This window comes from Rhizobium sp. C4 (assembly GCF_021026315.1).
GTDB lineage: Bacteria > Pseudomonadota > Alphaproteobacteria > Rhizobiales > Rhizobiaceae > Ensifer_A.
Genome location: NZ_JAJNCX010000008.1, coordinates 157,358 through 181,634 on the forward strand (window position 1 = coordinate 157,358; position 24,277 = coordinate 181,634).

The 24,277-nt window shown below is 62.6% G+C and carries 26 protein-coding genes; 22 read left to right on the plus strand and 4 right to left on the minus strand.

Going from position 1 to position 24,277, the window contains the following annotated elements; translation table 11 throughout:
* Positions 1-10 precede the first annotated feature (10 nt).
* Genes LQK84_RS15425 through LQK84_RS15440 form a run of 4 tightly spaced genes read right to left on the minus strand, consistent with a single transcriptional unit; the run spans position 11 to position 3,046 of the window.
* Positions 11-700 carry an ABC transporter permease gene (locus tag LQK84_RS15425; protein WP_230829618.1) on the minus strand — a complete coding sequence of 230 codons (690 nt, stop codon included), beginning with the start codon at positions 698-700 and terminating at the stop codon, positions 11-13.
* Positions 697-1,437, minus strand: coding sequence for an ABC transporter permease (locus tag LQK84_RS15430; RefSeq protein ID WP_230829619.1), 741 nt, complete (start codon positions 1,435-1,437; stop codon positions 697-699). The genes LQK84_RS15425 and LQK84_RS15430 overlap by 4 nt, the downstream gene beginning before the upstream one ends.
* A gap of 9 nt (positions 1,438-1,446) precedes the next feature.
* Complete coding sequence (locus tag LQK84_RS15435) at positions 1,447-2,220, minus strand: transporter substrate-binding domain-containing protein (RefSeq protein WP_230829620.1); 774 nt, start codon at positions 2,218-2,220, stop codon at positions 1,447-1,449.
* Between the two features lie 46 nt (positions 2,221-2,266).
* Complete coding sequence (locus LQK84_RS15440; protein ID WP_230829621.1) at positions 2,267-3,046, minus strand: ABC transporter ATP-binding protein; 780 nt, start codon at positions 3,044-3,046, stop codon at positions 2,267-2,269.
* A gap of 159 nt (positions 3,047-3,205) precedes the next feature.
* Between LQK84_RS15440 and LQK84_RS15445 the strand changes: the two genes are divergently transcribed.
* The 22 genes from LQK84_RS15445 (at position 3,206) to LQK84_RS15550 (ending at position 24,276) form a co-directional block, all read left to right on the plus strand.
* Positions 3,206-3,697 (plus strand): Lrp/AsnC family transcriptional regulator, encoded by a 492-nt coding sequence (locus tag LQK84_RS15445; RefSeq protein WP_230829622.1) that lies wholly within the window; start codon positions 3,206-3,208, stop codon positions 3,695-3,697.
* Positions 3,698-3,769: 72 nt separating this feature from the next.
* Complete coding sequence (locus LQK84_RS15450) at positions 3,770-4,645, plus strand: helix-turn-helix transcriptional regulator (protein WP_230829623.1); 876 nt, start codon at positions 3,770-3,772, stop codon at positions 4,643-4,645.
* Positions 4,646-4,730: 85 nt separating this feature from the next.
* Positions 4,731-5,753, plus strand: coding sequence for a HupU protein (locus LQK84_RS15455; protein WP_230829624.1), 1,023 nt, complete (start codon positions 4,731-4,733; stop codon positions 5,751-5,753).
* Positions 5,750-7,189 (plus strand): nickel-dependent hydrogenase large subunit, encoded by a 1,440-nt coding sequence (locus tag LQK84_RS15460; RefSeq protein WP_230829625.1) that lies wholly within the window; start codon positions 5,750-5,752, stop codon positions 7,187-7,189. Before LQK84_RS15455 ends, LQK84_RS15460 begins: the two co-directional genes overlap by 4 nt.
* Positions 7,190-7,452: 263 nt before the next feature.
* Entirely contained in the window at positions 7,453-8,535 is a 1,083-nt protein-coding gene (locus LQK84_RS15465; protein ID WP_112693885.1) for a hydrogenase small subunit, read from the plus strand.
* A 22-nt stretch (positions 8,536-8,557) separates the two neighbouring features.
* Positions 8,558-10,348, plus strand: a complete 1,791-nt coding sequence (locus tag LQK84_RS15470; RefSeq protein WP_230829626.1) for a nickel-dependent hydrogenase large subunit — start codon at positions 8,558-8,560, stop codon at positions 10,346-10,348.
* A gap of 15 nt (positions 10,349-10,363) precedes the next feature.
* Entirely contained in the window at positions 10,364-11,086 is a 723-nt protein-coding gene (cybH, locus tag LQK84_RS15475; protein ID WP_230829627.1) for a Ni/Fe-hydrogenase, b-type cytochrome subunit, read from the plus strand.
* Position 11,087: 1 nt separating this feature from the next.
* Positions 11,088-11,675: a HyaD/HybD family hydrogenase maturation endopeptidase gene (locus LQK84_RS15480; RefSeq protein ID WP_230829628.1), complete on the plus strand. Its 588-nt coding sequence runs from the start codon at positions 11,088-11,090 to the stop codon at positions 11,673-11,675.
* Positions 11,676-11,734: 59 nt separating this feature from the next.
* Positions 11,735-12,031, plus strand: a complete 297-nt coding sequence (gene hypC / locus LQK84_RS15485) for a HypC/HybG/HupF family hydrogenase formation chaperone (RefSeq protein ID WP_230829629.1) — start codon at positions 11,735-11,737, stop codon at positions 12,029-12,031.
* Positions 12,032-12,201: 170 nt separating this feature from the next.
* Positions 12,202-12,651: a hydrogenase accessory protein gene (locus tag LQK84_RS15490; protein ID WP_230829630.1), complete on the plus strand. Its 450-nt coding sequence runs from the start codon at positions 12,202-12,204 to the stop codon at positions 12,649-12,651.
* A complete protein-coding gene (locus LQK84_RS15495) occupies positions 12,648-13,496 on the plus strand; it encodes a hydrogenase expression/formation protein (protein WP_230829631.1) in 849 nt (282 codons plus the stop codon). The genes LQK84_RS15490 and LQK84_RS15495 overlap by 4 nt, the downstream gene beginning before the upstream one ends.
* Positions 13,493-13,714 (plus strand): rubredoxin, encoded by a 222-nt coding sequence (locus LQK84_RS15500; RefSeq protein WP_230829632.1) that lies wholly within the window; start codon positions 13,493-13,495, stop codon positions 13,712-13,714. Before LQK84_RS15495 ends, LQK84_RS15500 begins: the two co-directional genes overlap by 4 nt.
* Complete coding sequence (hybE, locus tag LQK84_RS15505; RefSeq protein ID WP_230829633.1) at positions 13,714-14,232, plus strand: [NiFe]-hydrogenase assembly chaperone HybE; 519 nt, start codon at positions 13,714-13,716, stop codon at positions 14,230-14,232. Before LQK84_RS15500 ends, hybE begins: the two co-directional genes overlap by 1 nt.
* Positions 14,229-15,341 carry a nickel-dependent hydrogenase large subunit gene (locus LQK84_RS15510; RefSeq protein ID WP_230829634.1) on the plus strand — a complete coding sequence of 371 codons (1,113 nt, stop codon included), beginning with the start codon at positions 14,229-14,231 and terminating at the stop codon, positions 15,339-15,341. The genes hybE and LQK84_RS15510 overlap by 4 nt, the downstream gene beginning before the upstream one ends.
* The gene (gene hypA / locus LQK84_RS15515; protein ID WP_230829635.1) at positions 15,334-15,675 is read left to right on the plus strand and encodes a hydrogenase maturation nickel metallochaperone HypA; all 342 of its coding nucleotides are present in this window, start codon (positions 15,334-15,336) and stop codon (positions 15,673-15,675) included. Before LQK84_RS15510 ends, hypA begins: the two co-directional genes overlap by 8 nt.
* Entirely contained in the window at positions 15,675-16,670 is a 996-nt protein-coding gene (hypB, locus tag LQK84_RS15520) for a hydrogenase nickel incorporation protein HypB (RefSeq protein WP_230829636.1), read from the plus strand. Before hypA ends, hypB begins: the two co-directional genes overlap by 1 nt.
* Before the next feature lie 3 nt (positions 16,671-16,673).
* Positions 16,674-18,953 carry a carbamoyltransferase HypF gene (gene hypF, locus LQK84_RS15525; RefSeq protein ID WP_230829637.1) on the plus strand — a complete coding sequence of 760 codons (2,280 nt, stop codon included), beginning with the start codon at positions 16,674-16,676 and terminating at the stop codon, positions 18,951-18,953.
* The gene (locus LQK84_RS15530; RefSeq protein WP_109854796.1) at positions 18,944-19,171 is read left to right on the plus strand and encodes a HypC/HybG/HupF family hydrogenase formation chaperone; all 228 of its coding nucleotides are present in this window, start codon (positions 18,944-18,946) and stop codon (positions 19,169-19,171) included. The genes hypF and LQK84_RS15530 overlap by 10 nt, the downstream gene beginning before the upstream one ends.
* On the plus strand, positions 19,168-20,325 hold the full coding sequence (gene hypD, locus LQK84_RS15535; RefSeq protein ID WP_230829638.1) for a hydrogenase formation protein HypD: 1,158 nt from the start codon (positions 19,168-19,170) through the stop codon (positions 20,323-20,325). The genes LQK84_RS15530 and hypD overlap by 4 nt, the downstream gene beginning before the upstream one ends.
* On the plus strand, positions 20,322-21,377 hold the full coding sequence (hypE, locus tag LQK84_RS15540; RefSeq protein ID WP_230829639.1) for a hydrogenase expression/formation protein HypE: 1,056 nt from the start codon (positions 20,322-20,324) through the stop codon (positions 21,375-21,377). Before hypD ends, hypE begins: the two co-directional genes overlap by 4 nt.
* A gap of 99 nt (positions 21,378-21,476) precedes the next feature.
* Complete coding sequence (locus tag LQK84_RS15545; RefSeq protein WP_230829640.1) at positions 21,477-22,934, plus strand: sigma-54-dependent transcriptional regulator; 1,458 nt, start codon at positions 21,477-21,479, stop codon at positions 22,932-22,934.
* Entirely contained in the window at positions 22,918-24,276 is a 1,359-nt protein-coding gene (locus LQK84_RS15550; RefSeq protein WP_230829641.1) for an ATP-binding protein, read from the plus strand. The genes LQK84_RS15545 and LQK84_RS15550 overlap by 17 nt, the downstream gene beginning before the upstream one ends.
* Position 24,277: the final 1 nt, after the last annotated feature.

Genomic DNA, 24,277 nt, shown 5'->3' on the forward strand with positions numbered 1-24,277 from the left:
CTCCAGACTGCTAGCGCCGCATCGGGACCTGCCGTTCCAGAAGACGGAACGTGCCGGCGATGATGGCGGTGATGACGAGATAGAAAACGGTGACGACGATGAGCGGTTCGTAGACCAGCAGCGTGTCCTGCCGGACCTTGGTGGCGACCGCGTAGAGGTCCATGACCGTCACGGTGAAGGCGAGCGGTGTGGACTTCAGCTGCATGACGATTTCGCCGCCGATGGTGGGCAGCGCGATGCGGATGGCGCGCGGCAGCCAGATGCGCCGCGTCAGTTTCCAGCGGCTCATGCCGAAGGCGCGTCCGGCCTCAAGCTCGCCTTTGGGTACGGCGAGCAGCGCCCCGCGCAACACTTCCGCCTCATAGGCCGCATAGTTCAGCGTGAAGCTGACGGCGGCGAAGAAGAAGCCTTCGCGCAGGATCGGCCAGAATAGCGACTGGCGAATGCCGGGGATCATCGGCAGAAGCGAGCCGACGCCATAATAGAGCAGCCAGAGCTGGATGAGCAGCGGCGTGCCGCGAAAGAAGGTGCAATAGCCGCGTGACAGCGCCCGCGTGACCGGCCCGCCGCTGACCTGCGCAAAGGCAAGGCCGATGGCGATGAGGAAGCCGAAGACGACGGAAATGACAAGCAGCGCAATGGTCTGCCAGGCACCGGTCAATAGCAGCGGCCAATAGGCGTCGATCCAGGAGAAGGTCATGGCGCAAAACCTCCCGCCGGCTTCGGCTGGCCGCGCCGCACGCGCTTCTCAATGAGGTTGAACAGCGCATTGGAGATCAGCGTCAGCGCCAGATAGATGAGCGCCGAGGCCATGAAGAAGATGAAATAATGCTTGGTGCTGGCCCCTGCGAGCCGCGTGGCAAGCGCCAGTTCCTGATAGCCGACGACGGCGATGAGCGCGCTGTCCTTCATGATCGACATCCAGAGATTGGCCAGACCCGGCAGCGCATTGGGCAACAGCGCCGGCAGCACGATGCGGCGGAAGCGCAGGCCAGGGCCCATGCCGAAGGCCTTCGCCGCCTCGATCTGGCCGACGGGGATGGCCAGGATCGCGCCGCGCAACACTTCCGTCATATAGGCGCCTTGGACGAAGCCGAGCACGGCAATCGCGACGGCAAAACCGTTCAGCTCGAAACCCGGCAGGTTGAAAAGCGCCAGCAGGCGGTTCAACCCATCCATGCCGGCATAATAGAGGCCGACGATGAGGATGAGTTCGGGGACCGCGCGGATGGCGATTGTATAGAACTGGAGAAGCAGGCGTAGCGGCCTGCTTCCCGAAAGCTTGCCCAGCGCCCCGCCGGTCCCGAGAACGAGACCGATCAGGAAGGCGCCGGCGGAGATGGCGACGGTCGAGGCGGCTCCGGTCAGCAGCACCCCGCCCCATCCCGGAGGATAGGGGGAGAGCAGATCGAAGATGCCTTGTGGTGCCGTCGCCATCGGTGTTGCTTACTTCGCGCCGTAAATGTCGAACTTGAAGTATTTCTTGGTGATCTCGTCATACTTGCCGCTGGCGCGCACGGCGGCGATGGCGGCGTTGAGCTTGGCCTTCAGCGCTGTGTCTTCCTTGCGCAGGCCGCCCGAAACGCCGGCACCGAGGATTTCCTTGTCGTCGGCGACATCGCCCATCTTGGCGCAGCAATCCTTGCCGGCATCGCTGTCGAGGAAGGCCTGGAGCGCCAGCGAGTCGCCGAAGACATAGTCGATACGGCCGGCCTGGAGGTCCTGGAAGGCTTCGTCGAGCGTTTGGTAGGTCTTGTCCTTGGCGACCTTGGAGAAGTACTTCTTGAAATAGTCCGACTGGATGGTCGAGACCTGAATGCCGATCGTCTTGCCCTTGACGTCATCGGCGGTCGCGCCCGTCTTCTGGTCCTTCGGGCCGATCAGCGTGCTCGGCGTGTTGTAGTATTTGTCGGTGAAGTCGATGATCTTCGAGCGTTCCTGCGTGTTCGACATGGAGGACCAGATGACGTCGAACTTCTTGCTCTGGAGCGCCGGGATCAGGCCGTCCCAGGAAAGCTCGACGATCGAGCACTTTTCCTTCATTTCCGCGCAGACGGCGTCCATAAGGTCGATTTCCCAGCCGTTCCACTTGCCGCTCGCATCCTTGGCGAAGAAGGGCGGATAGGATTCGTTCATGATCCCGAAGCGGACTTCGGCCTGGGCAGTAAAGGCGGTGAGCGCGAAGGCGGCGCCGGCGATCAGCGTGGACATCAGTTTCATTTCAGGGTGTCTCCCAAGAGTTGTCAGGTATTGTTTGTTGCAAGGTTCAGCGCGACAATGCGCCGGTGAAGTCACGGCAGCGCGCGCTGACCGGGGCGTCGAAAATCTGGTGCGGCGGCCCTTCTTCCTCGATCAGTCCCTGATGCAGGAAGAGAACGTGGCTGGAGACGTCGCGTGCAAAGCGCATTTCATGGGTGACGAGCAGCATGGTTCGCCCCTCTTCGGCGAGTTCCCGGATGACCTTCAGCACCTCGCCGACGAGTTCCGGGTCGAGCGCCGACGTCGGCTCGTCGAAGAGCATCACGGCGGGGTCGATGCAGAGCGCGCGGGCAATCGCCGCACGCTGCTGCTGGCCGCCGGAGAGAAAAGCCGGGTAGCTGTCGCGCTTGTCGTAGAGCCCGACCTTGTTCAGCAGTGCTTCCGCCTTGTCGATCGCCTCGCGGCGGTTGAGCCCGAGAACATGGATCGGGGCTTCGATGATGTTTTCCAGCACCGTCATATGCGCCCAGAGATTGAAGCTCTGGAACACCATGCCGAGCCCGCTGCGGATGCGTTCCACCTGCCGCCAGCTTTTCGGCTGCAGATGACCGCCGCGCGCAGGCTTCAGGTCGACCTCTTCGCCATTGACCGTGATGCGCCCGCGATCGGGCATTTCCAGGAGATTGATGCAGCGCAGGAACGTGCTCTTGCCCGAGCCGGACGAGCCGATGATCGAGATCACATCGCCCTGGCGGGCCGTCGTTGAAACGCCTTTCAGCACCTCTTGCGCCCCGAAACGCTTGTGCAGATCTTCAACGCTAAGTGCCTGTGGGCGCAATTCAGCCATGCAAGGGTCCGGTCAATGACAGATGTGACAAACTATCGCGGACAAACGGGATTTTTGCGCGCAATTTTATATCATAATGCGCAAAATATGCAGAAAGCTTTTCCGTATGCGGATTTTCTGATAGTTTTGTGATCTGAGAATGCTACGGAGACATGCACCATGGCGACAGAGCAGCTTGATCGCTTCGACCGCGACATCCTCCAGATTGTCCAGCGCAATTGCCAGCGGACCGCCGAAACCATTGCCGAAGAGATCGGTCTTTCGACCTCCGCGGTCCAGCGGCGGCTGAAACGGCTGCGCGAGGATGGCATCATCAAGGCGGAAATCGCCGTCGTGGACCGCAAGGTCACGGGTACGCCGATGGTCTTCATCGTCGGCATGGAGATCGAGCGCGACAATTACGATGCGCTCGCCAAGTTCCGCGTCTGGGCGGAAAAGCAGGACCATATCCAGCAGGTCTATTATGTGACCGGCGCGGTGGATCTGATTGCCATCGTCACAGCGCAGGATGTTGAACACTATGACGACATCGCTGCCGTCATCATGGCCGAAAACCCGCAGATACGCCGCATGCATACCAATGTCGTGCTGCGCGACGTCAAGCTCGGCCTCTTCGTGCCGATGGCGGGCGGGGACGAGCCGGGCAAGTAACCCAACGGCTCTTGATCGGGCAGGCGAAGGATGAGATGAACTTTCGGACGCCGGCTGTCCGAGGGTAAAATCATGCTGACCGATCTGATCGACCATGGCCTAGGAATGCGAACCGTTTCGCTCCTGCGTTCGCGGGTCACGCTGCACACGATGCCGACCAGCGCCGGCTATGAAATCCGCGAGAATACAATCTATTCGTGGGATGGGCGGCTGCGTGGCAACACGCCCTTCACGGTTCTGCAGCACACGATTTCGGGACGCGGGTCGCTGCGCTACGAAAACCGCAACATGAAGATTCATGCTGGCGAGACGCTGCTTGTCATCATCCCGCACAATCACCGCTACTGGCTGGAGCAAGGCGACCGCTGGGAGTATTTCTGGATATCGATGAACGGCATCGATGCGCTGCGCATCCACGAGATGGTGGTGAATGCGCAAGGGCCGGTGCTGAAGCTGAAGCCGCAGACGATCGACCGGCTGGCCGATTGCACGTTGCGCCTGATGAAAGGCGAGGGCGAGACCCCTGGCCTTGCCTCCGCCATTGCCTATGAGGCGGCGATGCATCTCTACGATGATGTCTTCGGCCCCTCCGACCGGATCCTGCGCGAACAGAATGCCGTTACCCGAACACTGCAGTTCATCGCCGAAAACCTCAGCAGCGATCTCAATGTCGACCGGCTGGCGGAAGTGGCGGGCCTCAGCCGCGCGCACTTCTCCCGCAGCTTCGCCACCATGGCGGGCCTGCCGCCGGCGGAATATGTGCAGGAACAGCGCATGCGCCGCGCCGCGCGCCTCCTGATTGCCAATCGCGACATGAGCGTGAAGGAGATCGCGGCGCGCTGCGGCATGTCGGAAAACAACTATTTCTCCAAGGTCTTCCGCAAGGCCTATGGCGTCAGCCCCACGGAATTCCGCACCTCCGGCATGTATGCCTCCGCCGATGGCTAGCCGTTCCAGCGAAAGCGGAAACCTGTTTCACGGCCGGAACTCTCCGCCCGTTGACGTCGTTTCGGGCCGGTGCGACAAGGATGGCATGAACGCAGTCCCTTCATCACGCGCCAACAAGACTTTGCTCTGGCTCCAGGCCGGAAGCTGCGGCGGCTGCACCATGTCCGTGCTGGAAGTGGGCGCCAAGGGCCTCATGCGCGAGCTGCAAAGCTTCGGGATCGATCTGCTCTGGCATCCGTCGCTCAGCGAGGAATCCGGCAGCGAGGCGATCGAGATTTTTGAGGATGTGGCCGAGGGGCGCCGCCCGCTCGACATTCTCTGCATCGAAGGCTCCATCATGATGGGGCCGGACGGGACGGGGCTCTATAGCCGCATGGCCGGCACCGGCAAGACGACGCTGGACTGGGTTCGGCGGCTCGCCCCGCGGGCCAATTATTGCGTGGCCGTCGGCACCTGTGCGGCCTTTGGTGGCATCCCGGCAGCCATGCCCTTTTCCGATGACGTCAGCGGCTTGCAACATGGCGACCGGCTCGACGGCGGGGCGCTGGGACGCGATTTCCACTCGCTCTCCGGCATGCCGGTGATCAATATCGCCGGCTGCGCGCCGCATCCGGGTTGGATCATGGAAACGCTGGGCGCCATTGCCTTTGACGAGTTTGGGCCAAGCGATCTCGACAAGCTCGGCCGGCCGCGTTTCTACGCCAAGACGCTTGCCCATCACGGCTGCGACCGCAACGAATATTACGAGTTCAAGGCGAGCGCCGAAAAGCTCTCCGATCTCGGCTGCATGATGGAACATCTCGGCTGCAAGGCGACGCAGGCAGTGGGCGATTGCAACCAGCGCGCCTGGAATGGCGGCGGCTCCTGCACCCATGGCGGCTTTTCCTGCATCGCCTGCACCTCGCCCGGTTTCGAAGCCGCCAACGGCTTCCTCAAGACGCCCAAGGTCGCCGGCATCCCGGTCGGCCTGCCGCTCGACATGCCGAAGGCCTGGTTCGTGGCGCTCGCAGCACTTTCGAAATCCGCGACGCCTGAACGGGTGCGCAAGAATGCCACGTCCGACCGGGTCACGACCGACCCGCAGCGCGGCAAGGCGGGTCGCGAATGACGCGCGTCATTGCCGGGCCGTTCAATCGCGTCGAGGGCGATCTGGAAGTCACGCTCGACATTCAGGACGGCGTGATTGCCCGCGCCGAGGTGACGACGACGCTCTATCGCGGCTTCGAGGCAATCCTTTCCGGTCGCCCGCCATCGGATGCGCTGGTGATCGCGCCGCGCATCTGCGGCATCTGTTCGGTGTCGCAATCGATTGCCGCAGCCAGTGCGCTGCGCAATCTGGCTGGCGGCAGGGCCGCGCCGAACGGCTATCTGGCGGCCAATCTGGCGCATGCCGCAGAGAATATCGCCGACCATCTGACGCATTTCTATCTTTTCTTCATGCCGGATTTCGCCCGCGCGGAATATGCGGAGCGCGGCTGGTTCGATGCGACGGTCGAGCGCTTCAAGGCGGTGAGCGGCAATGCATCCGCCGACTATCTGCCTGCCCGCCGTCGGCTTCTGGAAATCATGGGCATCATCGCCGGCAAGTGGCCGCATTCGCTGGCCTTCCAGCCGGGCGGGGTGACGAAGGCGATCGATATCGGCGAACGCGTGCGGCTTGCCGCGATCCTCGCCGACTTTCAGGTGTTTCTTGAACAGACGCTTTTCGGCGTGTCACTGGACGATATCCTGTCCATGCAGACGGAAGACGATCTCGATGCGTTTCGCGAAAGCAGCAAGGGCGACTTCGCGTCTTTCCTCGACATCGCGGATGATCTGGCGCTGCGCAATCTCGGCCGTGGACCGGGCCTACTTCTGTCTTACGGAGCCTATCACGAGGCGGAAACCTCACTTTTCCCAGCGGGCATTGCCGGGCTTGGCGGCGTGACACCCTTTGATGGCAGCCGCATTTCCGAAGATGTCGCCTTTTCGTGGTTCAGCGATACGGCGACAACGCCATTTGACGCGGAAACGACGCCGGATGCGCTGAAAAGCGGGGCCTATTCCTGGGCCAAGGCGCCGCGCATAGACGGCCAGCCGATGGAGACGGGGGCGGCAGCCCGGCTCACCATTGCCGGCCATCCGCTGATCACGGCGCTCATTGCCCGCGACGGCGGAACCTCGGTGCGCACGCGCGTCATCGCCCGCCTTGTCGAGACGGCCATTCTCGTTCACGCGATGCAGGGCTGGCTCAGGGAATTGCGCCTCAAGGACGCCTTTTCCACCCATTTCGCCCTGCCGGACGATGCCCGTGCGGCGGGCATGGTGGAGGCGGCGCGTGGGGCGCTCGGCCATTGGGTGACGCTCTCCAACGGCAAGATCGAGCGCTACCAGATCATCGCGCCCACCACCTGGAATTTCTCGCCCCGCGACCGTTCCGGTCTTGCCGGCCCGCTGGAGCAGGCGCTGGAGGGTGTCGAGACCGGCACGCTCGGCGCAAAATCGGCAGCGCTCCAGCATGTCATCCGCTCCTTCGACCCCTGCATGGTCTGCACCGCGCATTGAGCCGGCGCGTGGACACTGCGCTGTAAGCCGCCTTTCCAGACCCCGGTCATTGCCTTTCCATTGATGGCTCCTGCGAGGGGCGTCTGACCTCCTCCAGGCCTGCATTCTGCCGCTTCGGCCTCGAAATATATCGTTAAAATTCAACACGTTTTATCCGGCTTTCCATCTCCCTGCAAAACTGGTCCGGTTCTTGCTGTTCTCCCGATCATGTCTGCCAGAGGGTCGGCGCGGACAGAACAAACTTGAAAATGTCGGAGGAGAGCATGGCCGCAACCGAAACCTTTTATGATGTCATTCGCCGTCAGGGGATCACCCGGCGAAGCTTCACGAAATTCTGCAGCCTGACAGCGGCGAGCCTCGGCTTCGGCCCGGCTGGCGCGAAGGCCATGGAACAGGCGCTGGAAACCAAGGAGCGCGTTCCGGTCATCTGGATGCATGGTCTGGAATGCACCTGCTGTTCGGAAAGCTTCATCCGTTCGGCCCATCCGCTGGTCAAGGATGTGGTCCTGTCGATGATCTCGCTCGACTATGACGATACGATCATGGCGGCCGCCGGCAAACAGGCCGAGGCAATCCTCGAAGAGACCAAGCAGAAATACAAGGGCAAGTATATTCTCGCCGTCGAGGGCAATCCGCCGCTCAACGAAGACGGCATGTTCTGCATCGACGGCGGCAAGCCCTTTGTCGAGAAGCTGAAATGGATGGCCGAGGACGCCATGGCGATCATCGCCTGGGGCGCCTGCGCCTCCTGGGGTTGCGTGCAGGCCGCCAAGCCTAACCCGACACAAGCCACCCCGATCGACAAGGTCATCAAGGACAAGCCGATCATCAAGGTTCCGGGCTGTCCGCCGATCGCCGAGGTCATGACCGGCGTCGTCACCTTCATCACCACCTTTGGCCGTCTGCCCGAGCTGGACCGTCAGGGCCGGCCGCAAATGTTCTATTCGCAGCGCATTCACGACAAATGCTATCGCCGCCCGCATTTCGATGCCGGCCAGTTTGTCGAGGAGTGGGACGACGAGGGCGCGCGCAAGGGCTACTGTCTCTACAAGATGGGCTGCAAGGGCCCGACGACCTACAATGCCTGTTCCACCGTGCGCTGGAACGGCGGCGTCTCCTTCCCCATCCAGTCCGGCCATGGCTGTATCGGCTGCTCGGAAGACGGTTTCTGGGACAAGGGCTCCTTCTACGACCGCCTCACCACGATCAACCAGTTCGGCATTGAGGCCAATGCGGACCAGATCGGCCGGACGGCCGCAGGCGTCGTCGGCGCCGGCATCGTTGCGCATGCCGCCATCACGGCGGTGAAGCGCGTCACCACGAAACGCGAAAAGACCGACGCCTGAGACTTCCGGGGGAGATACCGAAATGACAATCCAAACGCCGAACGGCTTCAATCTCGACAATTCCGGCAAGCGCATCGTTGTCGATCCTGTGACCCGCATCGAGGGTCACATGCGCGTCGAGGTGAATGTCGACGAGAACAATGTCATCCGCAATGCCGTGTCCACCGGCACAATGTGGCGCGGGATCGAGGTGATCCTCAAGAACCGCGATCCGCGCGACGCCTGGGCCTTTACCGAGCGGATCTGCGGTGTCTGCACCGGCACGCATGCGCTGACTTCGGTCCGCGCGGTGGAAAATGCGCTGGGCATTCTCATTCCGGAAAATGCCAACTCGATCCGCAATCTCATGCAGCTCGCGCTGCAGGTGCATGACCATGTCGTGCATTTCTATCACCTCCATGCGCTCGACTGGGTGGATGTCGTCTCGGCTCTTTCGGCCGACCCCAAGGCGACCTCGGCGCTGGCGCAGTCGGTCTCCGACTGGCCGCTCTCCTCGCCCGGCTATTTCAAGGATATCCAGGGCCGCCTGAAGAAATTCGTCGAATCTGGCCAGCTCGGGCCGTTCAAGAACGGTTACTGGGGCTCCAAGGCTTACAAGCTGCCGCCGGAAGCCAATCTCATGGCTGTGGCGCATTATCTCGAAGCGCTCGATTTCCAGAAGGAAATCGTCAAGATCCACACGATCTTCGGCGGCAAGAACCCGCATCCGAACTGGCTGGTCGGCGGCGTGCCCTGTCCGATCAATGTCGATGGTGTCGGCGGCGTCGGCGCGATCAACATGGAGCGGCTGAACCACGTCACCTCGATCATCGACCAGCTGATCGAGTTCAACGACAAGGTCTATGTCCCGGACATCATGGCGATCGGTTCCTTCTACAAGGACTGGCTCTATGGCGGCGGGCTGTCGGGCAAGAACGTGCTCGCCTATGGCGACGTACCGGAACATGCCAACGACTATTCCGAGGCAAACCTGAAGCTGCCGCGCGGCGCAATCATCAACGGCAATCTCAACGAGGTCTTCCCCGTTGACCATGCAGACCCGGAACAGATCCAGGAATATGTCACCCACTCCTGGTACAAATATCCGGACGAGAGCAAGGGTCTTCACCCCTGGGATGGCGTCACCGAGCCGCATTACGAGCTCGGCCCCAAGGCCAAGGGCACGAAGACCAATATCGAAGAGCTCGACGAGGGCGGCAAATATTCCTGGATCAAGGCCCCGCGCTGGCGCGGCCATGCCATGGAAGTCGGCCCGCTCGCCCGCTGGATTGTCGGCTATGCGCAGGGCAAGGCCGAGTTCAAGGAGCCGGTCGACAAGGTGCTGAAGGATCTCGGCCTGCCGACCTCGGCGCTCTTCTCGACGCTCGGTCGTACTGCTGCCCGCGCGCTGGAATCGCAATGGGCCGGCTACCAGATGCGGCATTTCCAGAACAAGCTGATCGCCAATATCAAGAACGGCGACAGCGCCACGGCCTTTGTCGACAAGTGGAAGCCGGAAACCTGGCCGAAGGAGGTCAAGGGCGTCGGCTTCACCGAAGCGCCGCGCGGCGCGCTGGCCCACTGGATCAAGATCAAGGACGGCAAGATCGACAACTATCAATGCGTCGTGCCGACCACCTGGAACGGTAGCCCGCGCGACCCGAAGGGCAATATCGGCGCCTTCGAGGCCTCGCTCATGGATACGCCCATGGCCGACCCGACCCAGCCGCTCGAAATCCTCCGGACCATCCATTCCTTCGACCCGTGCCTGGCCTGCTCGACGCATGTCATGAGCCCGGATGGACAGGAAATGGCCAAGGTCCAGGTGCGCTGAGGGGAGGATGGGGGGATGTCATATTCCGAAACCAAGGCCGCCGACGCGCATGGCGAACAGGCGATCGACCGCAAGAGCGTCTATGTCTATGAAGCGCCCGTGCGCATCTGGCATTGGGTCAATGCGCTGGCCATCCTGACGCTGGCGCTGACCGGCTATTTCATCGGTTCTCCGCTTCCCTCGGTTCCGGGGGAGGCAAGCGCCAACTTCCTGATGGGCTATATCCGCTTCACGCATTTCGCCGCCGGGCAGATATTGGCGATCTTCCTGATCCTGCGTGTCTACTGGGCCTTCGTTGGCAACAAGCATGCGCGCCAGATCTTCTACGTGCCCTTCTGGAGCGGCCGTTACTGGAGCGAATGGCTGCATGAGGTGAAGTGGTACACATTCCTCGCCCGCCAGCCGAAGAAATATGTGGGCCACAACCCGCTCGCCCAGTTCACCATGTTCTTCATGGTGACGCTGCCGCTCTTCTTCATGGTGATCACGGGCTTTGCGCTCTATAGCGAAGGCACGGGCCGCGACAGCTGGGAATACAAACTCTTCGGCTGGGTTTTCTCGATCTTCCCGAACAGCCAGGACATCCACACCCTGCATCATCTCGGCATGTGGGTCATTCTCACCTTCGTCATGGTGCATATCTACGTCGCCGTGCGCGAGGATATCATGAGCCGGCAAAGCATCATCTCCTCGATGATTTCCGGCGAGCGCCTGTTCAAGGACGAGGAGGACGACTGAGATGGCGGATCAGAAGCCCAAGGTTCTCGTTCTCGGCATCGGCAATATCCTCTGGGCCGATGAGGGTTTCGGCGTCCGCGCCGTCGAAGCCTTCCATCAGGCCTATAAGGTAGCCGACAATGTCACTATCCTCGATGGCGGCACGCAGGGGCTCTACCTCGTCCACTACGTGACCGAGGCTGACTATCTCATCGTCTTCGATGCCATCGACTATGGGCTCGTCCCCGGCACGCTGAAACTCGTGCGCGACGACGAAGTGCCGAAATTCACCGGCGCGAAGAAGATGAGCCTGCACCAGACCGGCTTTCAGGAAGTGCTCAGCGCCGCCGACCTCATGGGCGGCTATCCGGAACGCCTCGCGCTGATCGGCTGCCAGCCAGTTGACCTTGAAGACTGGGGCGGGCCGGTGACGGAGCCGGTCCGGGCCGTGATCCCGCAGGCGCTCGACGTGGCCGTTGATCTCCTGCGCTCCTGGGGCATCGGTGTCGAGCCGCGTGCGCCGGGCGAGATCGCCCCGCCGCTTCTCGAAAACGATATCGACTTCGAACGCTACGAGCGGCGCGCGGACGCGGACGCGCTTTCCGCCTGAGACCCCGCCCGGCGATACGCTCGCCGGGCCTTTGCCTTTTGAAGACAAGGACTGAACCCATGTGCATCGGCATTCCCATGCAGGTCGTCATCTCTGGCCCCTTCGAGGCCATCTGCGAACGGCATGGAAAGACGCATTCGCTGTCGATGATGCTGATCGGCGAACAGCCGGTCGGCACATGGGTCCTGACGCATCTCGGCTCCGCCATTCGCGTGCTGGACGAGGCGGAAGCGCGCAGCATCGATGATGCGCTGACAGGGCTTTCCGAAGCGGTTGAAGGCCGTTCCTTCGATGCGCTTTTTGCCGATCTGATCAATCGCGAGCCGGAACTGCCGGCGCATCTGCGCGAGATGTGAAAAGAACCTTTCCAGACTGGAAGCTCTCTTTTCACAAATTCGGCGACCACAAAAATCGCCGCTGCAAATTCTCCTTACATTTCAGTGGAATCCCGCTTTACCCCCAACTGGCATGCGCTTTGCTAAGTTAGAGCTAAGGAAAAAATCCTGGCAATCAGGGGAGGAAGCCCATGCCGTCAGCACTGGTCCGTGCGCTCAGCGAGCGCATGAATTTGCCGTTACTGGACGAAACCAATATCGACGCCTTTCTCGCGCCCACGGCCGAAGAGGTCGATCACACGATCATCTTCTTCACCGGTGATCCGGCGCAGCGCAGCGAAACGAATGACGTTGCCGTCGTGCTGCCGGAAATTCTCCAGACATTTCAGGGCCGTCTGCGCGGCGGCGTGGTTCGGCGCGGACATGAGGACAAGCTGAAGGCGCGTTTCCATGTCGTCATCATGCCAAGCCTCGTCGTCACCCGCCGCAGCGATATCATGGGCATCATGCCGAAGGTGCGGGACTGGTCCGAATATATGGACAATATCGGCGGCTGGCTGGAGCCGGGTGCCGAACCGATGAAGACGCCCGCGCCGCAGCGCGTGGAAATTACCCATGCAGGCGTGAGGATTGACGCATGAAGGCCGGATTCTGGGTCGCCCCCGAAGGCGAAGATAGCGCAATGACCGTCATGCCGATCGGCACCGAGGTTCCGGTTGCCGCGCGCAAGCTGAGTTTTCTGGCCACCGCCACGGCGGAAGAAATGATCCATCGCTGTCGTGACACGGCAGCTATCCTGCCGAAGATCGCCGATGCGCTTGAGCGGCAGAAGGAAGGCGCGCCGGGGCAGCTATACGATATCACCGATTACTCGGAAGATGACCGCCTGCTGATCACCGAGACGCTGGGCGAAGGCGAGGTGTCGGGTGTAGCGGTGCTGGCCAATGGTATTACAGCGCAGATCCAGGAAGCGCTGATGGCTGGCGTCTGGCGCATCCGCTTTACCGACGCCGCCGACCGGCTGGTGGCGGATTATGTCGAGGTGGCCTCCATTCCGGCCGTTGTCGGCGAGGCCTGCGCAGCGCTTCCGTCAGAACTTGCTTACGGTCAACCGCCGGCGGGCGCCATGAATGTCATGCCGGTTCTGCATGAGATTTCCGGCAAGATGGCGTCGCATAAGCCCGGCGACGAGGCGCATACGATCACCTTCTCGCTGCTGCCGATGAGCCCGGAAGACATGGATTTCCTGCAGGAGACGCTGGGGGCAGGCCCGGTGCAGCTGACCTCGCGCGGCTATGGCACCTGTCGTGTGCTGGCGACCGGCGCGCGCAATGTCTGGTCCGTGCAGTTCTATAACGCCATGGACACGATCATTCTCGACACGCTGGAAATCTGCACCATTCCCGCCGTGGCGATTGCGGCGGAAGAAGACTTCAAGGACAGCGCCGTGCGCATCCGCGAAATCGAGGAGGCCTATTTCAAATGAGCGGCGGTTTCGAAAATTTCGGCAAGCGCGAAGAGGCCGGCATCGACGGCAAGATGGAATGCGGCATCTGCTGGCATGTCTATGATCCGGCGGAAGGCGATCCCATCTGGCAGATCGAGCCGGGCACGGCCTTTGCCGACCTGCCGGAAGACTGGCGCTGTCCGAACTGCGATGCGCTCCAGTCGAAATTCATGGCGCTGGGTGCGGAGAACGCGTGATGTCAGCGGTTCCGGCAACGCAGGACGATATGGCGGCGAATATCGCCGCAGCGCTTGAAGAGCGCTATCGGCACATCGCGGCAACCGCGATGGCCGACGTGCCGATCTGCAATCCGGCGCTGAGCGTTGCCGCCACCGGCTTTCGCCCATGGGGCGGCCGCGCGGTCGGCGTGGTGACGACGCCCTGGTTCATGAACCTCATCGCGATGCCGCTTCCCGGCACCGAGATGGAACCGGTTGCTGCCGGCAAGAGCGTCAGGCTGAACCTACCGGCGGGCGAAGTCGAATTCATTGTCGGCGAGCTGGATGGCGTCGGCCGCGTCGATTCCTGCTCGCTCTTCTCGCCCGTCTTCGAATTTGCCAGCATGGAAGAGGCAAACGAGGTCGCGGCCGAGATTGTCCGCACCTTCTTCGACGTCAAGGCACTGGAACCACCGCCACCACCGCCCGCAAGGCCCAGCCGTCGCGATCTCTTGCGCGGCAAGCTCGCCGCCCGACCCGAGGCGGTGGAGCCATGAACGCGCCGCTTGCCGCAGGTTCGGTCGCCATTTCCGTCAGCCTCGCGCGCGATGCCGTCTGCGCCGTCGAGGTGAAAAGCGCCCGCCCGCCAGCGCTGGCGCGTCTGTTCGAGGGGCGGGCCCCCTCGGAAGCGCCGCGACTGGCCGGGCAGATCTTCTCGCTCTGCGGCTTTGCCCAGACGACGGCCTCGCGGCTCGCGCTGGCGCAGGCGGAAGGCAAAAGCATGAGCCGTCAGGATCGCACCTTTGCTGCGGCGGGCTTGCTGGCGGAACGCATATTCGAGACGCTGCGCTCGCTGGTCATGCAATGGCCGGGCAAGCTCCCCGCCGCCGCCCAAGCCGCCGCCGGCACGCATCTGCGGGAAGCCTTGAAGGCCTCGCGCGCCATCGTCAGCATCGCTGAAAGCGGATGGGAGAGCCCCCGCGCGCTGGCCGATGCACGCGACGCCCTGCGTCAGGCTGCGTCGGCGATTGGTGTGCCGCCAACGGGTGCGGAGCCGGCAAAGGGCAGCCTGCTGGAGGCGATTGCCCTTGATCTGCCGCGCGACGATGTGTTTCCGCGCCGCGCGGGCGAAGCGCTTGAGGCGGAAGACGATGTCGACGTTGTCGACCTGCTTGTGAAAACCGAGACTTACGCCCAGCGCCCGTCGCTGCCCGGCCGGGTCGTGGAAACAGGGGCTTACAGCCGCTTTCATGACAGGCTGGCCGGCGACACCGCCAAGGCGCTGCTTGCGCGCTTCAAGGCACGCCTTGCCGACATGTCCGTCTCGCTCCTTGATCTCGACGCCATCACAGAAGGCCGCGCCGTTGCGCTTGAGGCGCTGATGCGCGACGGTGTTGCCAGTGGCAACGGTTATGGGGCGGTCGAATGCGCGCGCGGACGGCTCTATCATGCAGCAAGCCTCGACGCGGACGGGCGGATCGCGCAATATCGCATCCTTGCGCCGACCGAATGGAATTTTCACCCCGCCGGGCCTTTCGTCGAAACGCTGCTTTCGTCCAGAATAGGCGCGGGAGACATGGCCCGCCTGCGCATTGCCAAGCTGGCCGCGCTCTTCGACCCCTGCGTCGCATTCGACATCACGTTGAAGGAGATCGCCCATGCATGAAATGTCGCTGATGGAAAGCGTCGTGGAGATCGCCTGCGAAACCGCCGTGAGCCACGGCGCGAAGGGCATTCGCGTGATCCGGCTTGATGTCGGCCGTTTGAGCCATGTCGATCCGGACGCGCTGCTCTTCTGCTACGATGCGATCCGGCGCGGGAGCCTCGCCGAAGAGGCAGAGCTGGAAATCAACCGAATCGCCGGCGAGGGCTGGTGCCTCGATTGCGAAAAGACGGTGCCTTTGGAGGAGCGTTTCGGGGCCTGTCCCGAATGCGGTCGCTCGCGCGTCCAGATGACGGCGGGCGATGAATTGAAGATCAGGGATTTGGAGGTGATCTGATGTGTACGGTATGCGGATGCGGGACCAATCCCGTGATTGACGACGGAACGGAAAAGGGTGAGATCGGTCATTCGCATGACCATGACCACCATCATTACGACCATGATCATGACCACGCGCATGGCCATTCCCACAGCCACGCGCACGGGCACAGCCATTCCCATTCGCACGGGCATGGGGCGCATGATCACCATCACGACCATGGGCACGATCATGACCATCATCATGATCACCACGACCACGATCATGTTCAACACGAGGATGGCACATCTCACTATGGCAATGGCATTGCCGGCGTGCATGTGCCGGGCATGAGCCAGGAAAAGATCATCCAGGTCGAGCGCGACATTCTCTCCAAGAACGACCGGCTGGCCGCCGCCAATCGGTCTGTGCTGGAAGGGCGCGGCATTTTCACTCTCAATTTCGTCTCCAGTCCCGGTTCCGGCAAGACGACGCTGCTTGCCCGCATGATCCGCGAGCTGAAGGACCGCATCGAGATCACCGTGATCGAGGGCGACCAGCAGACCTCCAATGATGCCATGCGCATCCGCGAGGCCGGCGCGCGCGCCGTGCAGATCAATACCGGCAAGGGCTGTCACCTCGACGCCCATATGGTCGGCCACGCCATCGAAACGCTCGATCCGGCCGCAAATTCGGTGCTCTTCATAGAAAATGTCGGCAATCTCGTCTGTCCCGCCGCCTTCGATCTTGGCGAGGCGCACAAGATCGCGGTGCTCTCCGTCACCGAAGGTGAGGACAAGCCGCTGAAATATCCGGACATGTTCGCCGCCGCCGATATCATGGTGCTGAACAAGTCGGACCTCTTGCCGCATCTCGATTTCAACACCGGGCTCTGCATTGCCAATGCGATGCGGGTCAATCCGAGGCTGCAGACCTTCATCGTTTCGGCCCGCACGGGCGAGGGGATGGAAGCGCTCTACGCCTGGCTCGAAGCCTCCGCCGCACGGCGCGCGACAGCCGCAAAGGTAGCGTAAGCGATGCCGAACCGGGCCACCATTGCCGATGACACGGACGACCAGCGCCTGATCCGGCGCTTTCGTCTGCGTGTCAGGGGCGTGGTGCAGGGCGTGGGCTTCAGGCCGTTTGCCTTTGCGCTCGCCCGGCAGATGGGGCTTTCCGGCTTCGTGCTGAATGACAATGCCGGCGTGCTGATCGAGGTCGAGGGCAGGGGCGCGGATGGGTTCGCGCGCATGGTCGAGACCGCGCCGCCGCCGCTGGCACGCATCGATCTGATCGAGACGCAAGAGATCAATCCAAGCGGCATGGCCGGTTTCGAAATCCGCGAAAGCGTCGCCGGCAAGAGCGCCACCCGCATCGGTGCGGATGCCGCGACCTGCCGGCAGTGTCTTGACGAGCTTTTCGATCCGGAAAGCCGCTTCTTTCACTATCCCTTCGTCAATTGCACCCATTGCGGTCCGCGCCTCACCATCACGCGGAGCCTGCCTTATGATCGCGCACAGACCTCCATGGCGGGTTTCGCCCTGTGTGCTGCCTGTCGCGCCGACTATGAAAACCCGCTGAACCGCCGCTTTCATGCGGAGCCGGTTGCCTGTCCCGCCTGCGGACCGAAGCTCAGCCACGAGATCGATGACGTCGCGCGGGCGATCCGCGCCGGGAAAATTGTGGCGCTGAAGGGCATTGGCGGCTTTCATCTTCTCTGCGATGCGGAAAACCAGAGCGCGATTGCAAGGCTGAGGCAAAGCAAGGGGCGGGACGAAAAGCCATTCGCCGTCATGCTGCGGGATATTGCTGCGGCGCAGGTCTTTGCCGATCTGACCGAGGCCGAAATCGCCCTTCTGGAGAGCCCGGCCCATCCGATCGTGTTGGCGACAAGTCGTGATCGCCTACCCGAGGCTATTGCGCCGGGCCTGAAACGGCTTGGTGTCATGCTCGCCTACGCGCCCGTGCACCACCTGTTGCTGGCCGCGCTGGAGACGGCGGGCCGCGTCCCGGTTCTTGTCGCCACCAGCGCCAATCCCGGCGGCGAGCCGCTGGTTGCTTCCAACGAGGATGCGCTTCGCCGACTTGAGAAGATCGCCGATCTCATCGTCACGCATGATCGCGATATCGTGGTCCGCGCCGATGACAGCGTCATGCAGATGATCGACGGTGCGCCGGCCTATCTCCGCCGCGCCCGCGGCTTCGTGCCGGACCCAGTCGATCTCGGTTCGGACGGACCGTCGATCATCGCGCTTGGCAGCGATCTGAAGAACACCGTCTGCGTGACGCGCGGGCGCGAGGCCTTTCTCTCGCAGCATATCGGCGGGCTCGACAATGTCGAGGCGATCCGGTTCCAACGCGAGACGGTCGCCCATCTCTGTTCCATCCTCGATATCGCGCCGGACACTGCGGCCTGTGACCTGCATCCGGATTTCCGCTCTGTCCGGCTTGCCGAAACGCTCGGCCTGCCGCTGATCCGCGTGCAGCATCATGTCGCCCATATCGCCGCTGTGGTGGCCGAACATCGCTTAAACGGTCCGGTTCTGGGTCTGGCGCTCGACGGTCATGGCTATGGACCCGGCGGGGCGATCTGGGGCGGTGAGCGGATCGCGCTTGACGGCTGCGACTGGACCCATACCGGAGGCCTAAAGCCTCTGCCGCTAGCCGGCGGCGACAAGGCCGCGCGCGAGCCTTGGCGCATGGGTGTCGGCGCGCTGCATCAGGCGGGCCGGGACGATCTGGCGCGCGCGGTTTTTTCCGGAGACCCGATGGCTGAAAAGCTCGTCTCCCTGTTTGGCCTCGGCATGCGCGTCGGCCTCACCTCCAGCATGGGCAGGCTCTTCGACGCGGCGGCTGCGATTGCGGGCGTGCGCCGTGTTCAGCGTTACGAGGGGCAGGCGGCGATGGAATTTGAAGCGCTGGTGACCGCGCCGGAGGTGCTGGAAGGCGGTTACAGGCTTGACGGCGGCCAGCTCGATTTCACGCCGCTTCTGGTCCATCTGGCCGAGCAGCGTGTGGCGGGATCGGCTGCTGCGAATCTCTTTCACGGCACCCTCATTGCCGGCCTTGCAGCATGGATTGCTCAGGCGCGGGCGGCTGGTGGTGTCACCCGCGTGGCACTCTCCGGCGGCTGCATCATGAACCGCGTGCTGGCCGAAGGGCTTAGCGCGAGACTTCGCGCCGAGCAGTGCGAGGTCTTCCTGCCCCGTCAGGCGCCCGCCAATGATGGCGGCATCGCACTGGGACAAGTCGCCTTTGCCCGCCACGTCCTAGAAAACAACAAACAGCAGTCGGAGGAGATCGAGACATGTGCCTAGCCATTCCCGTCCAGGTGAAGGAAGTGCTGCCCGACAATATGGCGAAGGTGACGCTCGATGGTGTGTCGAAGATCGTCTCCACCGCGCTCGTCGATGACGTGCAGGTGGGCGACTATCTGGTGCTGCATGTCGGCTATGCGCTTGCCAAGATCGACCCGGAGGAGGCCGAGCGCACGCTGGAACTGATCCGTGAAGCCGCATTGGGAGAGGTGGCATGAAATATATCGACGAATATCGCGACGGTCGGCTCGCCAAGGACATCGCCCGGCAGATTGCGGCCGAAGTCCGCCCCGATCTGACCTATCATTTCATGGAATTCTGCGGCGGCCACACGCATGCCATTTCCCGTTACGGGCTGGAGGACCTGTTGCCGGCAAATGTGCGGATGATCCACGGGCCGGGCTGTCCCGTCTGCGTGCTGCCGATCGGCCGGCTGGATGCGGCGATTGCGCTCTCCATGCGCCCGGAAGTGACGCTCTGCACCTATGGCGACCTGATGCGCGTTCCGGGTTCCAACGGCTCGAGCCTGCTGAAGGCGAAGGCGGCAGGGGCCGATATCCGCATGGTCTATTCGACGCTCGATGCGCTGCGCATTGCCGAAGCCGAGCCGGAGCGCGAAGTGGTGTTCTTCGCCATCGGCTTCGAGACGACCACGCCGCCAACGGCGCTGGCGCTTCGCGCGGCGATCGACAAGGGCCTCCAGAACTTTTCCATCTATTGCAACCATGTGCTGACGCCGGCGGCGATCCAGACCATTCTGGCAAGCCCGGAAGTGGCGAAGCTCGGCACGGTGAAGGTGGACGGTTTTGTCGGCCCCGCCCATGTTTCGACCGTCATCGGCACGGAGCCTTATGACGAATTCGCCGAGAATTTCCGCAAGCCCGTCGTCGTCGCCGGTTTCGAACCGCTGGATGTCATCCAGGCGATCCTCATGCTGGTGCGCCAGATCAACGACGGCCGTTATGTGGTGGAGAACCAGTATATCCGCGCTGTGAAGCCGGGCGGGAACCAGAAGGCGCAGGCGGAAGTCGCTGAGTTCTTCGAACAATGCGAAAGCTTCGAGTGGCGCGGGCTGGGCGAAGTGCCGCAAGGCGCGCTTAGGCTTCGCGAAGAATATAGCCGGTTTGACGCCGAAAAGCGCTTCGGCATGGTGACGCCGGCGGCCAAGGACAATCCGGCCTGCGATTGCGGCGCGATCCTGCGCGGCGTCAAGCGGCCGACCGATTGCAAGCTCTTCGGCACGGCCTGCACGCCGGATACGCCCATGGGCTCCTGCATGGTGTCGTCGGAAGGGGCTTGCGCTGCGCACTGGACCTATGGCCGCTTCCGCGAGCACGCGAAAACCAAGGAAACCGAGAGGAGCGTGGCATGAATGTCGCCGTTCTGAAGCCGACACGACGCAAGCTCGATCTCCGCAACGGCCGCGTCGATCTCTCCCATGGCGCGGGCGGCCGGGCCATGGGCCAGCTGATCGAGGATATATTCCACACGGCCTTCGACAATGACTGGCTGCGCGCCGGCAATGACCAGTCGGCCTTTGCCGTGCCGGCGGGGCGCATGGTGATGACGACGGATGGCTATGTCGTCTCGCCGCTCTTCTTCCCCGGCGGCAATATCGGCTCGCTCGCCGTTCACGGCACGATCAACGATGTCGCCATGTCCGGTGCCAGGCCGCTCTATCTCTCGGCAAGCTTCATCATCGAAGAAGGCTTTCCGCTGGGCGATTTGGCGAAGATCGCCGACACGATGGGCGCGGCCTCGCGCGAGGCGGGCGTGCCAATCATCACCGGCGACACGAAGGTGGTCGAACGGGGCAAGGCCGATGGCGTCTTCATCTCGATGGCCGGGGTCGGCATCCTGCCTGATGGCATCGACATGCGCTCCAACGCCGCGCGGCCGGGCGATTGCGTCATCGTTTCGGGCTCGATCGGCGACCATGGCGTTGCCGTCATGTCGAAACGTGAGAACCTGGAGTTCGACACTGATATTCTCTCCGATTCCGCAGCGCTGCACACGCTGACGGCGGCGATGGTGGCCGTGGGCGGCGCATCGATCCGCCTGATGCGCGATCCAACGCGCGGCGGCATTGCCGCGACGCTGAACGAAATCGCCCATCAATCCTCCGTCGGCTTCCGGATCGACGAGGAAAAAATTCCTCTGAAGCCGGAAGTGGCGGCGGCCTGCGAGTTTCTGGGCCTCGATCCGCTCAATGTGGCCAACGAAGGCAAGCTTGTGGCGATCGTTTCGCCGGAGGCAGCCGACGCCGTGCTTACGGCAATGCTGGCCCATCCGCTGGGGCGGGAGGCGGCATTGATCGGTCATGTGGTCGAGGATCCCCATTGCTTCGTGCAGATGGAAACCTCCTTCGGTGGCGGGCGGATTGTCGATTGGCTGTCCGGCGAGCAATTGCCGCGCATATGCTGAAAGGCTTAAGGAAGCGCTTGCCGGAAGGGTCAAGAGTTTCTACGGTTTCGATCAGGGGATGAGGCCGGACGAGCGAGATCCGGCGGGGAGCAGAATGACGTGAGCAATGCCAGCACGACCGTTCTCGTGGTCGACGACGAGCCGCGTTCGCTCGAAGCGATCCGGCGCGTGCTTTCCGACGAGTTCGAGGTGATCTGTGCCAAGAATGCGGCGGAAGCCGAAGCCGTGCTGGAGGGCGAGCTGGTGCAGATCCTGCTCTGCGACCAGCGCATGCCGGGCGAATCCGGCGTGACGTTCCTGAAGCGCGCGCGTGAACGCTGGCCGGAAACCATCCGCCTGATCATCTCAGGCTATACCGACAGCGACGACATTATCGACGGCGTCAACAAGGCCGGCATCTACCGCTACATCACCAAGCCCTGGAACCCGGACGAGCTTGTCGCCTGTATGCATGAATGCGCTAGCCTCTGGCGGTTGCAGCATCAGGCCGGCGAGGTGAGTGTCGAGGCAAAGCCCGCGCGTGACCTGTTGCAGAAGGCCGTGTCCGACAAGCGGCGGGTCGAGCGCAGCAAATACGGCTTCGACCGCATCATCCATGTCGAGGGAAGCCCGGTTGCCGATGCGATTGCGCTGGCAAAACGCGCCGCCGATTATGACGTCTCGGTGCTGATCACCGGGGCTTCGGGCACGGGCAAGGAATTGCTCGCCCGCGCCATACACCACCAGTCCGCTCGCGCCGACAAGCCTTTCGTCATCGAGAATTGCGGCGCGCTGCCGGATGATCTTCTGGAAAGCGAGCTTTTCGGCTGCAAGAAGGGTGCGTTTACCGGCGCTTACCAGGATCGCATCGGCCTGTTCGAGCTGGCCGATAGCGGCACGATCTTCCTCGATGAAATCGGCGAGACGTCGCCGGCGTTTCAGGTAAAGTTGCTGCGCGTATTGCAGGAGGGCGAGATCCGGCCGCTCGGCGCGCAGCGCACCCGCAAGGTCAATGTCCGGGTGATTGCCGCGACCAACCGCGATCTTCTGGCCGAAGTGGCCGCCGGCCGTTTCCGCCGCGACCTCTATTATCGCGTCGCCGCGTTCCCCATCCACATGCCGGCGCTGAAGGATCGCTCACGCGACATCATGGCAATTGCCGGTCATACGCTGACCCAGATCAACCAGGCCTTTGGCCGGGAAATTTCCGGCTTCCATCCGCGCACGCTGGAACTGATGTCGGCCTATGGCTGGCCCGGCAATGTGCGCGAGCTGCATAATGAGATCCAGCGCATGGTCGTGCTGTCGCCGGATAACCAGCCGCTGCCGGACAGGTTGCTTTCGGCGGCGATCCGCAATGGCGCGCAGGCAGGCAGCTCCGGGGAGCCGGCGCAGGCTGGCCAGCAGTTGAAAGATATCGTTGCTGCCGTCGAAAAGGCCGCCATCGAGGCAAGTCTGGCCCGCAATGCCGGCAATATCAGCCATACGGCGGACGAATTGGGCTTGTCTCGTGTTGGGCTCAGGGCCAAGATGGATCGATACGATCTGCGGCGCGACACGGATGACGAGACTGATTGAAGGACATCCCGAGGACTTGGCGCTGATCAGCAAGATCAGTGTGCCGTCCATTCCGTCGCTGGATGATGCGGGGGAATCGCTATGGGTGGATGTCATCCACCGCATGGACGAGGTCTATGCCGAACTCCTGCGCAACGAAGCCGATCTCGAGCGGAAGAATGCCGACCTCGAAGAGGCGCAATCCTTCATTTCCAGCGTCTTCGCGTCCGTTTCGGATATTCTCATCGTCTGCTCCAGCAGCGGCATCATCAAGAAGGTGAACCCGGCTTTCCTGAGTCTCGTCGGGCTGCCCGAAAGCGCTGTCATCGGCTCCAGCGTCTTCGATTATGTGAAGGCGGACGACCGGCCGGAAGCAACCCGCATGGTAGGTGCCGGGCAGGGCGGGCGGCTTGTCGAGGCCGATATCTGCTTTTTGAGGCCGGACGGCAGCGAGGAATGCCTGGCGCTGCGCTGCACGAAACTCGCCGACGGCTCGTCCCGGCAATTCGGCGCCGTGTTGACAGGCCGGCCGATCAGCGAACTTCGGCGCGCCTATGAGGCGCTGCATGAGGCCCATCGCGAATTGCAGACGGCGCAACGCCGGCTGATCGAGCAGGAGAAGATGGCGAGCCTCGGCCGCCTCGTTGCCGGCGTCGCCCACGAGTTGAACAATCCGATCAGCTTCGTCTATGCCAATATCTACACGCTCGACCGCTACCGCAAAAACCTTGTGCGCTATCTCGATGCGCTGCATGGCGGCGCGGATGAGAGCGAGACGGGCAAGCTGCGGCGGGAGCTGAAGATCGACGCCATTCTCGCCGATATCGACCCGCTTCTCGACGGGACGATCGAAGGCGCCAGCCGCGTCAGCGATATCGTCAAGAACTTGCGGCGGCTTTCCTTCACCCGTGCCGGCGAGCGCCAGCCGGTCGATCTCGACCGCCTGCTGCGCAACTCGGTGCAGCTGGCAGCGAAAGCCAAGAACTCTTCCGCGGAAATCACCTTCGACACGGTTCCGGTCGTCCTCTCAAACGCAGACGAAGGGCAGTTGCACCAGGTCTTCGTCAACCTGATCGACAATGCGCTCGATGCGGTGTCCGGCCGTCCCGCGCCGCTGATCGAGATTGCACTGAAGAAGGACAAGGCCGGCGCGCATGTCACGATCCGCGATAACGGCCCGGGTATCGCGAAGGAAAATCTCGGCAAGATTTTCGAGCCCTTCTTCACCACCAAGACTATCGGAGAAGGGACCGGGCTCGGTCTCTGGATCAGCTTCACCATCATCGAGGACCATGGCGGGCGCATCGAGGCGGCGAACCGGCCCGAGGGTGGCGCGGAGCTGAGCGTCTTCGTTCCCGGCTGAT